This window comes from Arthrobacter sp. MYb213, from assembly GCF_002979915.1.
Taxonomy (GTDB): Bacteria; Actinomycetota; Actinomycetes; order Actinomycetales; family Micrococcaceae; genus Glutamicibacter.
The window spans coordinates 71,495-84,861 of the sequence record NZ_PCQA01000005.1 but is presented as its reverse complement, the minus strand read 5'-3'; the positions used below and the strand labels follow the sequence as shown (position 1 = coordinate 84,861).

Sequence of the window (13,367 nt, the reverse complement as noted above, 5' to 3'; positions counted from 1 at the left end):
TTGGAAGTCCCCGCAGTGCGTGTTTCCCCATAACACAGCGAGTGTTATCGAAACGTTATAAATGACCATAGCCCATGACCCCATACCCATTGCAACTCAGGAACCACCCAGAAATGCCGTATTTACAGGTCAAAACGCTCAAAATAATTTTTGAGGGAACCGGATTTTGGGTCACCTTCAAGGGTTCTGCCGTCCAAAACGTTACGCCCTTCAGGTGGAGATCAACCATCTATTTGTGATATAGGTTGCATGATTTTCTCAGCATTCACACCGGCCACTTAGACCTTTAGATAATGCGTCATTCAGGAACGAAAAATGCTGGACAAACAATCCGGCAAATATCTCCAGGGACTTTTAGTACGGCTAGAAGGACGACAATCGGCTTTCGACTTGCGCCCCACCGCACACAATTTAGGTAGTCTGGAACGCAGAAGAATGAAATGTGATTCTGCAAGCCGATAGACAAAGGGATCAGATGGCGCTGAAGGACCGATTCACGAAGCAACGAATGAGCGAAGCGATGAGTTGTTACCCACGCGCTATGCGTGAGTTCTTCCGCAACGACGGGCTTGACGGTGCAGCATCACTTTCGTACTACATGGTGCTTGCGATGTTCCCCGGACTCTTGGCCCTAATATCTCTGCTGTCACTAGTCGGTGCCAGTGAAAGCAGCACTCAGTGGATGCTGGATTTGTTGCAACAAAGTCTCGCTGCGAGTGGTCAGCAAACTAGCGACTCACAGCAACTTGTGGAAACAGCCGAACAACTTCTCACGGGCCTTGCTGCTTCTACCCAAGGTACTTTCTGGGCCATCCTCATTGGTTCTCTTGGTGCACTGTGGAGCACCTCCGGTTACGTCACTGCGTTTAGCCGACAAATGAACCGGCTCTATGGGGTTCGTGAGGGACGCCCCCAATGGAAGCGTCGGCCACAGATGTTCGCCATCACTGTGCTCATCATGGTAGTTGCAGTCATTTCGCTAGCACTACTGGTAACTTCTGGTTCCGTTGCCCACGGCATTGGAAATATTTTTGGTTTGGGTGACAGCTTTGTACTGATCCTCAACCTTGCTAAACCGCCAGTGCTCTTTGTCATGATGTTATTGGTTCTGGCTTTGCTATATCACTTCACCCCCAACGTTAAACGCCTGAAACTTCGTTGGTTCTCCCCCGGAACTTTCACCGCGCTGGTCGTACTGGCCCTTTCGGCGGTTGGCTTCGCCGTTTACCTGTCCACGTTTGCAAGTTACTCAGCTACCTACGGAGCCATTGGTGGCGTCATCGTTCTTGTACTTGCCTGCTGGATCAGTAATATCGCTTTGATCATTGGTGCGCTAGTCGACATTGAGTTCACTCGCCTGCGGCAATTGCGAACTGGAATGGCATCCGCAGAAGAAGTACAGCTTCCACTGCGCGATGACACTATGGTGGCTCGGGAACAACTTGCTGCGTATAAGGACTTGGTTCGCGCTCAAGACATTCGAATTAGTCACGGTGGCGATCCCTTGCAGGACATGGAAATCGACCCTTCCGGGCGTACCAAGCGGAAGGCCAAATGGCTTCCTATTGGAATCGCCGCATCTGCAGCTTGGTTTATTTCACGCCGTCGAGTGGCCAAGAATCTACAGCAGCCTCACGATACTTTGGAATCCTAGAAATATTCCAACGGCCCCGAGAAGCATAATGACCAGCAACCACAGGGTGGCAAAAGTTCCGGTCGAACGCGCAATTAAGTAGGCATCGGATTGCTCAATATCTTGGCGCCGCCAAGTATGCACCGAGAGCAGTTTAATGAAATCGCGCAAGCCTGAGCAGAAGAGAAAACCGCCCAAGAGCAGAGCCAGATATATGTAAGCACTGGATGGTGCAAAGAAAACTACTCCGAGTGCAATGACGGCACTTGCACTACACACCACAAATGCTGGCCAATTACGCACGAACACCAGAGCGAGCACGAAGAATAAGGCGTAAATTCCTAGGGCCCTGCCTGCATATCCTGTAGCAGTAGCCCAGAGTAATGCAGCTGAAATTAACAACGGCGCGGGATACCCGAAGATCCCTGAGATGATAATCGAGGCTTTGCCGCGGCCTCTACTCACTACTTCTCCAGAATGATCCCATCCCAAACGGAGCCCGGTGACAAAGCGTCCGGTAAACAGCGCACTGATGACATGACCCAGTTCATGAACCAAAGTTGAGTACATTCCGGTGATACGCCAAATCGGTCGCGGAAGAACTAGTCCCAGCACCAGGAGTAGAAGTACAACCAATTCTCCGGTAGCCAAGTCGACAATCTGCGGTTGCCACAAACGGTGCCATGCGTCGTTGAAGTTTACGGTCATGTCCATTCTCAAAGTCCTTCGCTCGCCAAGTGTCACCATTCTTTCAATCCCCGCAAGATTCGCCCGGTTGCCACTTCGTCTATGTGGAAACTTCTGGGGATCGTCACAGGTGACGGTCATAGCCTTGAACACGTCAATGTACGAGTTTTATCTATGGAGGTTCCGATGTCTCGTTTGGCTTCTACCGCTGTCGCAGTCACAGGGTTGACCGGCGGTTACGCCACTGGCCGCATCACCAAGAAACGCCCGCTGGCCGCGGTGGTCTTGGCACTCGCTGGTACTGGAGCATTTTTGCTCTGGAAGAAGGATGCTGGAACCGTGAAAGCAACCGCACTAGTCACGACCTATCTCGTTGCTTTTGGCGCATCGCATCCGCTGTCCAAGAAAATCGGTGCGTGGCCGGCGGTCAACTCGGTAACTGCAGCTGTAGGCGTGCTTTCGTTGATCTTGGGCGGAGCTAAGAAGGGCCAGTAAGACGGGTCAATATACCTTAAAGTGTCGGGGCCGAGTGCTACGTTGACTAGGTAAGCTTCCAGTCTGCGAAAGGCACCGGCCCCGTGTTCTTCCTTGGTGATCAGTTCGTCTTTTCCGCTAGTGATCTAACGGTCGCCGTCGAGTGTCAGTATCAGTCACTGTTCCTTCTTGATGTGAGGCTCGGACGTCGCGAAAAGCCTGCGAAGGTCACCGATGAAATGCTTCAACGAACTGCCGAGCTCGGCGATGTTCACGAGCATAAGGTGCTCGCTGAGCTGATCGAGAAGTATGGCAATTACGACCCACACACCGGCACGGGTGTTAAACAATTCTTAGACCGGCCCGAAATCAATGAAACAGCACTAAAAACAGCGCACCGCGAAACTATTCAGACCATGCGCCAAGGTGCTGACGTAATTTTTCAGGCCACCTTTTTTGACGGAAACTTCATCGGGTTTGCTGACTTCTTAGTCCGGCAGCCAGATGGCAGTTGGGCCGTGTGGGACACCAAGCTTGCACGTCATGCCAGGGTCTCCGCGTTATTGCAGGTCGCTGCATACGCTGATCAGCTTCAGGCAGAGAACATCGACGTGCATCCCCAGACCACCCTAGTCCTAGGCGACGGCACCCATTCGGTGCATCGCATCGACGAGATCTTGCCTGTATTCCGTGCCCAGCGGCAGCAATTCACCACTCTGGTCAAAAATCATATCGAGTCCAGCCATCCAGCGGATTGGGACTCAGACTCAATTCGTTTATGTGGACGCTGCGATTTCTGTGCCGAGCAGGTCACCGCTTCACGCGATGTCTTACTAGTAGCCAACATGTCCATGGTGCAACGTGAAAAATTACGTCGCCAAGGTATCTACACCATTGACCAGCTGGCCGACCACACTGCGAAGGAAGGCACGTCACTGGCGCGCACCGTAGATCAAGCACGGATGCAACTGGGTATTGGCGAAATCGACGGAACCGAACATGGCGTCTCGTACCGGGTGAAAACCACTCAAACAATTACTGCCCTGCCCAACCCGGATCAAGGAGATATCTTCTTCGACTTCGAAGGAGATCCGTTATATCAGGAACCCGTGGATCAGACCTGGGGCCTGGAGTATCTTTTTGGCGTCATTGAACATGACACGGGTTCGCCGGTATTCCGTCCATTTTGGGCGCACAGCCGAGCCGAAGAACGACAGGCATTCCTGGACTTCATTGAGTATGTTGAACAACGCCGCCAACAATTCCCGCATATGAAGATTTACCATTACGCTGCCTACGAAAAAAGTGCATTGCGTAAACTCTCCCAGATCCATATTGCTGGCGAAGAAGAAGTTGACCAGTGGCTACGTGAAAATTTACTGATTGATCTTTACGAGACCGTACGCAACTCGCTGGTGGTTTCAACCCGGTCTTATTCGATCAAGAAGCTCGAACCACTGTATATGAAGGAGCATCTGCGTTCCGGTGACGTCACCGACGCCGGAGCCTCGGTGGTGGCTTACGCCCAATACATGTCAGCTTTGGAATCTTCTTCAGATCAACGGGCCGCCCAAATTCTCGAATCCATTGCCGATTACAACGAATACGACTGTCTCTCGACACTTCGCCTGCGTGATTGGCTGCTCTCATTGGTCAACTTCCAGCCCCAGGCTCATCCTGAGGTTGCGCTTTTAGATGAGGTCACCGACGAATATGAACCCACCGAAGAAGAAGTACGCCTCCAACAGTATTTAGCTCAACTTCCGCCGAACCAAGTACTTAGCAATGACGACCGAGCTATCGCCATGGTGGCTGCGGCCACCGGATATAACCGACGGGAAAAGAAGCAATTCTGGTGGGAGCATTTCGATCGTTTGTCCGCACCCATAGACGATTGGTCTGACGTGCGTGGTGTGTTTATTGTTGACTCGGCCGAAATTCTCGAAGATTGGCACAAGGCCACGGAGCGTGCTCGTACCCTAACGCGCGTGAGTAAGATCCATGGAACGCTTGCCGAAGGTTCACTTCTTAGTCCGGGGTCCGGAGTCTTTGCGATGTACGCCGGCCCGCTACCCGAAGGCATGGAAGTAGACGAGGATGCCTTACGTGGAGGCGCCTTCAACGCGACAGTTGTAGAGGTCGGTGAAGGATGGGTCAGCCTGGCAGAAAAGACTAGTGGAAAGATCCCCGAGTATGGGTCCTTCCCCGTGGCGCTGACCCCGGGACAGCCCATTGCGACCAAAAGTATCGACGAAGCACTCACCCAAATCGCCCAAGACGTCGGAGCGATCGTTCCGGACCTGCCCCAACAGCCAGGGAACGATATTCTGCGTCGCATCCCGCCACGCCTGAAAACTCTTCCGGCACCAGTTGCCCCATTGCTCGTGGATGGCGACGCTCAGATATACCCTGCTGTGGTTCAAACCCTGAAGGATCTTGATCATTCATATCTTGCAGTTCAAGGTCCTCCAGGCACCGGAAAGACTTTTGTTGCTTCACATGTGATCCACGCTTTGGTCAATGAAGGATGGAAAATTGGCGTTGTCGCTCAATCCCACGCGGTGGTTGAGAACGTCCTACGTAAGGCCATCGAGGCTGGTGTGCACCCAGATCAGGTGGCTAAGGAAGTCAAACATAAAGATCCAGTTCCGTGGACCGGCATAAGCCCCGCCTCGCTAGATGAGGCTTTGAGTTCTCCAGATGGTGCTTTAGTCGGTGGCACGTCATGGACCATGACAGGCAAGCGCATACCCGCCGGAAGTCTAGATCTACTCGTTATCGACGAGGCTGGACAGTTTTCCTTGGCCAATACCCTGGCAGTCTCGCGAGCAGCCCGAAACCTGTTATTACTCGGCGATCCACAGCAGCTACCTCAGGTAACCCAAGGGACTCACCCGCAACCGGTAGATGAGTCTGCTTTGGGTTGGCTCTCCGAGGGTCGTGCGGTCCTGCCAGAAAAGTTGGGATATTTTCTAGCAACCTCTTGGCGGATGCATCCAGAACTATGCCAAAAAGTCTCGGCACTGAGCTACGACCACAAGTTGTTTTCTGCACCAGCGGCCGGGCGTCGTGAGCTTAACGAATCGCTTCCAGGCGTTGAAACTCATTTTGTGCACCATCAAGGCAATACGACCAGCTGCATCGAAGAAGCAACTGCCATCGTGGAGCTTGTCCGGGAACAGCTGGGCAAGGTCTGGAATCCCGGTGGTGCCGAACCAGTCCGGGCGCTGGCACAGTGCGATATTCTCGTCGTTGCAGCCTACAACGCACAAGTAAATTTGGTGCGTGATGTGCTGGAGACCGAAAATCTTGCTGAGGTGAGAGTAGGCACGGTGGATAAATTCCAAGGTCAGGAAGCCCCGGTAGTACTGGTAACTATGGCTTGTTCCAGCGCCCAAGACGCGTCCCGAGGCATCGAGTTTTTGCTCAACCGAAACCGTATCAACGTGGCGATCTCGCGCGGTCAATGGAAAGCTGTGATTGTTCGTAGCGAACGCTTGACGGATTTCCTTCCCTCAAATCCTGCGGCGCTTTCACAGCTCGGTGCTTTTATGGCGCTTTAGCACTACACCACGGATCGGCCCGGCTCACTGCCTAACGTGCTGGGTCGATCACTTTTTCAACGTCGAAGAAGCTATCCAACACCGGGCGGTCTCCACGTTGTTCTTTGGCGAACTGCAAGCCATCAATGTTGATTCGCATTTGTCGCTGATAGTTATCGCGTTGTTGCATCCAAGCAGTAATGGTCCCATCAACTCCGTAGAAATATTTGAATCCTTCTTCTTTCAGCAACTCATATTTAGTCCCTGAATAAGATCCGGTACGCGCAATATCTGATCCGAAGGGGTAAATGAACTGGTCTGTCTTGCCGATGATCGGTTCGACTTCGTCTTTCCACAGCTTCATGTCCCGTTTGAAACGTCCGAGGTCAACTGTGCCCGTCGCAATGTGTCCCCACGAATGTGAGGCAAACACCCAGCCTTCTTTTTTCATTGCGTCGGCGATCTTAGTTGCAGTTTCACGATCCTCTTTGAGATTTTTGTTATCAGGATACTGGCTTGGCGAAGTACGGTAACCGAAAACTCCGTTGTATCCAGTCATAGCGATAATTCCGCGAGCATCGCGATAAGAAAAGTCTGGATGACCAGTAACGAAGTCATCTAGGATCGTGGTCATGTCGTAGGCACCAACGTGCTTCTTCCCGGAAGCATCTACATATTCGTTACGGACTTTGCCCTTTTTGTCGAAGATCAGCCGGTCTGCGAATCCATCGCCCTGCATATATTCGTAGTAGCTCAAATCATCGAGCGATAGGACGATGGGCTTCTTCCCTTCCGGAAGCATGATCTTTCGGTAACTCATGTTCTTCTGCTTATCCAGGCCCGCAAAATCAGCCGGATTCACCAGAACAAAGTCACGGCGGTAAAGCTCGTCAATGATGGCTTCGAACTCTTTTTGCGTCACCATGTAATCTTCATAGCCCTGAGCCGTGCTCTCCTCGTCAAAGGCGCGCTTTGGATCAACCACTAATGAGTGGAAAAACAAATGCGGGATTTGATCCGGATGTTCCCACGCCTGAGCGTCCTTCTTTTCGGTTTCTAAACCGCGCACAAGCTCGTTGAGTTTTTTGCTTGGGTCGTCTTTGGCAAGCTTGATCGCCTTGTCATAGTCATAACCGTCTGCCAGCTTATTGATCTGCGCCAAAATGCTTTGTTCGCGCTTCGCTTCCGCGTCGGCCTTCTGTGAGGCTTCTGCCTCCTGAGACGCACTGCTCGCTGAAACTTCGGGGTCGCTTTGGTCACTACAACCGACTAAAGCCAAGATGGTTGCAGCTACTACCACGAACTTGATGAGCTTCACTGTGCGCCCCTTCCCTGACGGCGGCGATCCCCGTGGATCTACGATTTATACATGCCATCACCTTGTTTTCGACCTTACACACACTTCTCAAAGCATTGAACCCTGTGACGTGAGTCCTAGCGCAACAACTTGATTACATTTTTGATGCAGAAATTCTCACATGAACCTTCACGCTCAATGGCTTAGAATTAGTTGGTTAGGCGTCGAAAGATCAAGGATGTACATGCAGCCCTCGCATCGCGCGAATAGCTTGTGGCTTCAGTCCCAGCAGTTCAAGAGTTCGGCATCATATCGGCTTCTCACCGCGCAGCCTTGGGCCGTGGCCTTTGTTCGCTCGGAATTTACTGCAGACAAGCCACGTGTCGCTATGGAACTTTTCCATGCTTCGTTGGACTCGTTTTTGAAATTAGCTCGTACTAGTGATGAGCAGATCCCACAGACCTACTCTGCGCAAGATTTCGCGGAGTCATGGGTTAAACAAGGTATCTTGACTCGACCCTTGATTGACGGGCGTTTTGTGTATGAGCCAAGTGCCCAGACGTTAAGAACATTGCGCTTCTTGGCGGACTTTTCTACCGATGATTCACATTTGAACTCCTCGCGACTGAACACGTTGTTGTCGTCGCTAGAATCCTTGGCACACGAAACAGATCCAGATCCACAAGCACGAATCCGAGCTTTAGAATCGCAAATTGCCCTACGACAAGCACAAATTGATGAGTTGCGCACCGGGGATGACCCGGCGGTGTTGTCTCGGGCCACCGCCCTTTCGGCTACACGATCTGTCCTTGATTTGGCTTCTAGCCTTCCGGCGGATTTCCGTCGTATGCGCGACGGTGTCCAAGAGATGCTCTACTCCTTACGTGAAGATATCTTGGATGCGTCCACCGCTAAGGGGGTAGCCATCGGTCAGGTGCTGGAAGCCGACCGGCAACTTCGCTCTACTTCCGAAGGCGAAACTTTCCGCGGATTCACCGAGTTCCTTAATTCTCCGGATGCACAGCAACGGTTCCGTGCCGCGCTTTCCGAAGTGCTTGAGCGCGACTTTGTTGACGACCTCGACACCCCGGAACGTCAGATTCTCACTAATTTGTTGCGTGAACTGCGTCGTCAAGCGGCCGAAGTTCATACCTCCTACGGCAAACTCTCCGAATCTTTGCATGCCTTCGTGCAATCAGAGGATTACCAACAGGCACAATTACTACGCCACGCGGTACGTAACGCGGAGACTGCAATCATGAAGTCCGTGACGCTCAAACCGCGAAGTGGTTTGGCCCCGCTGGAGTTATTCGCTCCACAATTCATGACCCTCGCGGGACTCGGAATATTTGATCCCTCCGAGCATGTGGCGCCGCCGCCATTGGCTGCAGCACCTCAATACAGCGTCTCCGATATCGTACGCACCCCGGCCACCCCTGAAGCAGATATGTCATTCCTGCGTGAAGCGGTCACCGAACAACTCGATGCTAGCCCGCACGAACAAGTACCACTAGATACGTTGTTCCACGTTCTGCCTGAGACGCATCGCCATTTGAATACTGTGCGAGCCCTGATTGAGATTGGCCGTACAAATGGCGAATCAATGAGTGAAACGCAAACGATGACACTCGCCTTCAGACAGGTTGATGGTTCTGAACGCACCGCTATTCTTCCCGCCCTGACCTTCACCAAGGAGCCGCTATGACCAGCACCAGCTCGTACGCTGCACCCATCACCGATCCGCTCTTCGACGGGGATCTCGGGAATTTCTCCTTAGAGTTACGTCAGTTGCTAGTGCGTCTATTGCGTGGCCCGTATCTGGATGGGTCAGTCGATCCGGCTGCCTGGCAGTTGTTACTGGACCAGCAACAGGTCGTCAGTGCCTATGTTTCGGAAATTTTCCTCTGCGTCACTTTGGATACGGATCGAAAAATCGCGATGCTTACCCCTGCCCAGGTCGATCAGGTGCATACCACCCCGATCGCCCCACGTCGCGCGCTCAAACGAGATGAAACACTGCTGGCACTGCGTCTTCGGCTGCTATTGGAACAGCATTCGGGTACCGGCAGCGACGCAGTCCTTTCCCGCAATGCAATGCATGAAATTTTGACCGAGCACCGAAGCGCCTCAGACCGTGATGATAAGCGGTTTGCTGAATCTTGCGATGCCGCGATAGCTCGCCTTAGCGCTTTACGTCTGTTGACCGGCACCGAACTGGCTGACGAATTTCGCATTTCCCCTGCGTTAGCAATGGCACTTCCTATTACACGGATCGAAGATATTCCCCGATACATTGCAGCTATTGATGCCAATGAATCGACGCTAAATCTGTTATCTGAGGGCTCAGATGAGCTGTCCTTAGACTCGACCGAACTGATGCAGGAGTAATCCATGAGTATTGAAATGACGCTCCCGCTCGGTGGAGCGACTAATCCCGGACAGCATCGACTATCGCGGATTCAAATCGTCAACTGGGGCACTTTTCACGGCCTACACGATTTGGCCATCGACAGAGCCGGAACTCTGGTGACCGGTCATCCAGGCGTGGGTAAATCCACCTTGTTTGACGCCATGGGGCACGTATTTTTTGCAACCCCAAAACTCAACGAGTCAGCCAACGACGCGACAGCGCGTGCTGACCGTCGAACAACTTTCTCCTATATGCGTGGACGCAAGTTCAAAACCAGCTCGGGTACCGTTTATCAACGCCCCGGCGCCACGTGGAGCGCGATCTTGTTGGGTTACGAGGACGGGTTAGGCAATACCGTGAGCCTTGGTGCCGTCTTCGATCTACCTGACGCTGGTCTAGAAAACCAGGTGTCCAAGCATTACCTGCTTTCCGAGTCCTCGCTAGATATTGCGGAACTGGAACACCACGGTCCTCGACGTTTTACCGTCTCCTCGTTATCTAAAGCTTTAGAACCTACCGAAGCCTTTGACACTCATAAGGCTTTTATCGAACGTGTGCGCCGTCGTCTTGGCGTTGAAAGTGATAAGGCTTTTGCCCTACTACGGACCTTGCAAAATGGTAAGGGCTTGGCCAAAGGCGTTAACCAGTTCTTCCGCCATGAAGTATTAGAAGAACCCACCACATTAAAAGCGGCTGCAGCAGCGGTCGAAGACTTCGCGCACCTGCGCGGCATCTACCGCCAGTTGGATACGGCACGCGCACAACGCGATGTCTTGGCGCAGGTTCCAGCACAGGACAAGGCTTATCGCACCTTGGCCGAGCGTATTGGCGCAACCGAGCAGCTGCTCCACAATGACATTCAGGAACTTGAAACTAAGGTTCGTCACCACCTATTGCGCAACGATATGTCGCGCCATCAGGAAGAATTGGCGCAGCTCAAGGACCAAGAACAAGACCTCGTGGAGCGAAAGAGCCAGACCGAAGGCCAGCTGCGATCCCTTGAAGCTGCTCATGACTCCACTGGTTCTGCCTCACTCATGCTTTTGGAACGCGAAGCCGATTCAGCCCGTAAAGCGCTGTCAGAGAAAGAGTCTGCATTACGCGCACTTCAAGAGCAGGTGGCTGAAGCAGGCCTGAATTTGGAATTCAGCGCCACCGGACTTGATGACCTACGCGCCAACGCGACTCGGACCATGCAACAGCTTGCCTCCATCACCAAAGACGCGCAAACCGTCGAATACGAGGCTATGGCTTCGCTGATGTCGCTGCGTAAACGAGCAGAGACCCTAGACGAACAAATTCGTTCCTATCAACGTCGTGGCACCAACATCGATGATCGCTCGGTGGCAGCCCGCCGCGCGATCGCTTCGGCCTGTTCGCTGAGCGAAGACCAGCTACCGTTCGCTGGCGAATTGATGGATGTAGCGGCAGATTCCACCATTTGGAGATTGGCTGCGGAAAAGGCCTTACAGTCGTTGGCCCGGACGATTTTAGTTCCCGGCGAATTCCTGAACCAAGTCACGCACGCCATTGATGAGCTCGATGGGTTGGGGCGAGTTCGTTGGGCTGATATTTCCGTCCAGCCTCGGCAAACCGAAGCTGGACCAGCTGATCTAGTAGCTAAGCTCGATTTTGCTTCCGGTGAAGCCGGTAGGTGGTTGCGTGCCAAGATCACCGCCGATTACCCGTTGGTTTGTGTTAAGAATGATGCAGCAATGCATGTCCATCCCAAAGCCATCACTCCTGCAGGAACGATAAAAACCGGCACAGGTAGCTTTGAACGAGATACCCGCAATCTCCCGGCTTCGGACTACTTGCTCGGTTTCACTAACGAATCCAAAATCTTAGAACTCCAAAATAAAGCTGTCTTCCTTCGGGAGAAAATCCAGAAGGCTCAGCAGTCTGCGGATGAACGGACCGCGGCGAAAAATAAGGTGCTCGCTAAGTCCCAGAGTTTGGCAGCTATCGTGGCGGACGAGCGTAATTTCGCCCAGCTCGATGCTTCACCGGCCTTAGAAGCACTGCGCCGCAGCGAGCAGAAGCTCGGTGATGCGCTAGTACTTTCAGGAGATTCTTCAAAGATCCGGCAACAGATTGAAAGTGCCAAGGCGACGTCGGATCAGTTAGTTGGCGATCTCGCTTTGGCCCGTGCGCGGGTGGGCGATTTGGAACTTCAGATAGACCGAGCCAAGCACTTACTCGCCTCAATTGATGTCGCAGAAGCGACCGGTGACTGGGTCCAGTCAGTGCCTAGCCACTTACGCGAACATGCAATCCTTGGCCCGATTCTGCGCCAAGTTGCCGCAGGTGAATGCCCAGCAGCAGACGCCATCGCAGAAGCCTTCGCTGAGGTCAAGATCCAGCTCGGCGGCCAGCTCAATGACCTTAGCTCGCAGCGTCATGAAGTTGCCGGGGCATTGAGCGAAACCTTTAAACGGTTTGCCCGTGAATTTGGGACTTCACATGCTCAAACACACGGTACGAGCCCGGAGGCGGCGGAACACTACGCCAGCCTGCATGGGCAGATTGTCGCGGACGGGTTACCGCACCACGAGGCACAGTTCCGCGAATACTTTGCGAATCGTTCCTATGAACGTTTCAGCGATTTATTGCAGTTGCTCGATGAGGAACGTCGGATGATTTCTGAGCGTATCAAGCCGTTGAATCAGATTCTTGCTGACGTCACCTTCGAACACGGTTCTATTCTGCGTCTGGAGGTTGAAAACTCCATTCCTGTCGAGGCAGGGACGTTCCGTAAGGAATTGAAGGCGGCTCTCTATGATGCTTACACGACGAAGGAAGAAAGCACGTTGGCGAAGTCCTACCAAGCTCTTGAATCTTTGGTTTCCGCGCTGAGCGACCCTGGACTCAATGCATGGCGTTCAACAGTCTTAGACGTTCGCCAACATGTGGTGATTAGCTGTAACGAGCACAAACCGAACGGTGAAATCGAAACAGGGTTGGAACCGGGCACTCTTTCCGGTGGCGAGGGGCAACGCTTTACTTCCTTCATTATGGGCGCTGCCCTGGCTTATCAGTTGGGGTTCGCCTCGGCTGGTTTCACTTCCTACGGCACGGTAATGATTGATGAGGCCTTCATTCAGGCGAACTCGGAATATGCCGCGGCCGGCATACGAGCCTTGCAAGAATTCGGTTTTCATCTGGTGCTTGCGGCACCAGAGGACAAGATTGATTTGAGCCGTCATCTGGGTTCTATCACCGACATCATCAAGCATCCAGGTTCTAACATCTCGGGTTTTGTCACCACCGGACGGTCCCCCGCCATGGCGACAAGTATTACCTTACGTAATTAGTCTGAGGCGC

General features: G+C 52.8%; 8 protein-coding genes. 6 read left to right on the top strand and 2 right to left on the bottom strand.

All coding sequences use genetic code 11. The features are described from left to right. Positions 1-475: 475 nt before the first annotated feature. Positions 476-1,654, top strand: a complete 1,179-nt coding sequence (locus CQ011_RS12805) for a YihY/virulence factor BrkB family protein (protein WP_105678119.1) — start codon at positions 476-478, stop codon at positions 1,652-1,654. Here CQ011_RS12805 and CQ011_RS12800 read toward each other — a convergent pair. Then, positions 1,622-2,347 (bottom strand): M50 family metallopeptidase, encoded by a 726-nt coding sequence (locus CQ011_RS12800; protein WP_181148112.1) that lies wholly within the window; start codon positions 2,345-2,347, stop codon positions 1,622-1,624. The two genes, CQ011_RS12805 and CQ011_RS12800, sit on opposite strands and share 33 nt — an antisense overlap. A gap of 159 nt (positions 2,348-2,506) precedes the next feature. On the opposite strand from CQ011_RS12800, the gene CQ011_RS12795 reads away from it, so the two are divergent. Next, positions 2,507-2,815 carry a hypothetical protein gene (locus CQ011_RS12795; protein WP_105678117.1) on the top strand — a complete coding sequence of 103 codons (309 nt, stop codon included), beginning with the start codon at positions 2,507-2,509 and terminating at the stop codon, positions 2,813-2,815. A gap of 83 nt (positions 2,816-2,898) precedes the next feature. Beyond that, positions 2,899-6,357: a TM0106 family RecB-like putative nuclease gene (locus CQ011_RS12790; RefSeq protein WP_105678116.1), complete on the top strand. Its 3,459-nt coding sequence runs from the start codon at positions 2,899-2,901 to the stop codon at positions 6,355-6,357. 31 nt (positions 6,358-6,388) lie between these two features. Here the strand turns inward: CQ011_RS12790 and CQ011_RS12785 are convergent, their stop codons facing one another. Beyond that, on the bottom strand, positions 6,389-7,654 hold the full coding sequence (locus CQ011_RS12785; protein WP_105678115.1) for a polysaccharide deacetylase family protein: 1,266 nt from the start codon (positions 7,652-7,654) through the stop codon (positions 6,389-6,391). A 217-nt stretch (positions 7,655-7,871) separates the two neighbouring features. Here CQ011_RS12785 and CQ011_RS12780 point away from each other — a divergent pair, with 217 nt between their 5' ends. From CQ011_RS12780 to CQ011_RS12770, 3 genes are read left to right on the top strand one after another with little or no spacing between them, the layout of a single operon-like run. Beyond that, positions 7,872-9,338: a DUF3375 domain-containing protein gene (locus tag CQ011_RS12780; RefSeq protein WP_353616174.1), complete on the top strand. Its 1,467-nt coding sequence runs from the start codon at positions 7,872-7,874 to the stop codon at positions 9,336-9,338. Continuing rightward, positions 9,335-10,021: a DUF4194 domain-containing protein gene (locus CQ011_RS12775; RefSeq protein ID WP_105678113.1), complete on the top strand. Its 687-nt coding sequence runs from the start codon at positions 9,335-9,337 to the stop codon at positions 10,019-10,021. The genes CQ011_RS12780 and CQ011_RS12775 overlap by 4 nt, the downstream gene beginning before the upstream one ends. 3 nt (positions 10,022-10,024) lie before the next feature. Further along, the gene (locus tag CQ011_RS12770) at positions 10,025-13,357 is read left to right on the top strand and encodes an ATP-binding protein (protein ID WP_105678112.1); all 3,333 of its coding nucleotides are present in this window, start codon (positions 10,025-10,027) and stop codon (positions 13,355-13,357) included. Positions 13,358-13,367 lie beyond the last annotated feature (10 nt).

Coding starts and splice junctions, on each gene's coding strand:
- CQ011_RS12780 (WP_353616174.1), top strand. CDS start 7,872: ATGTACATGCAGCCCTCGCATCGCGCGAATAGCTTGTGGCTTCAGTCC.
- CQ011_RS12795 (WP_105678117.1), top strand. CDS start 2,507: ATGTCTCGTTTGGCTTCTACCGCTGTCGCAGTCACAGGGTTGACCGGC.
- CQ011_RS12775 (WP_105678113.1), top strand. CDS start 9,335: ATGACCAGCACCAGCTCGTACGCTGCACCCATCACCGATCCGCTCTTC.
- CQ011_RS12770 (WP_105678112.1), top strand. CDS start 10,025: ATGAGTATTGAAATGACGCTCCCGCTCGGTGGAGCGACTAATCCCGGA.
- CQ011_RS12805 (WP_105678119.1), top strand. CDS start 476: ATGGCGCTGAAGGACCGATTCACGAAGCAACGAATGAGCGAAGCGATG.
- CQ011_RS12800 (WP_181148112.1), bottom strand. CDS start 2,347: ATGGACATGACCGTAAACTTCAACGACGCATGGCACCGTTTGTGGCAA.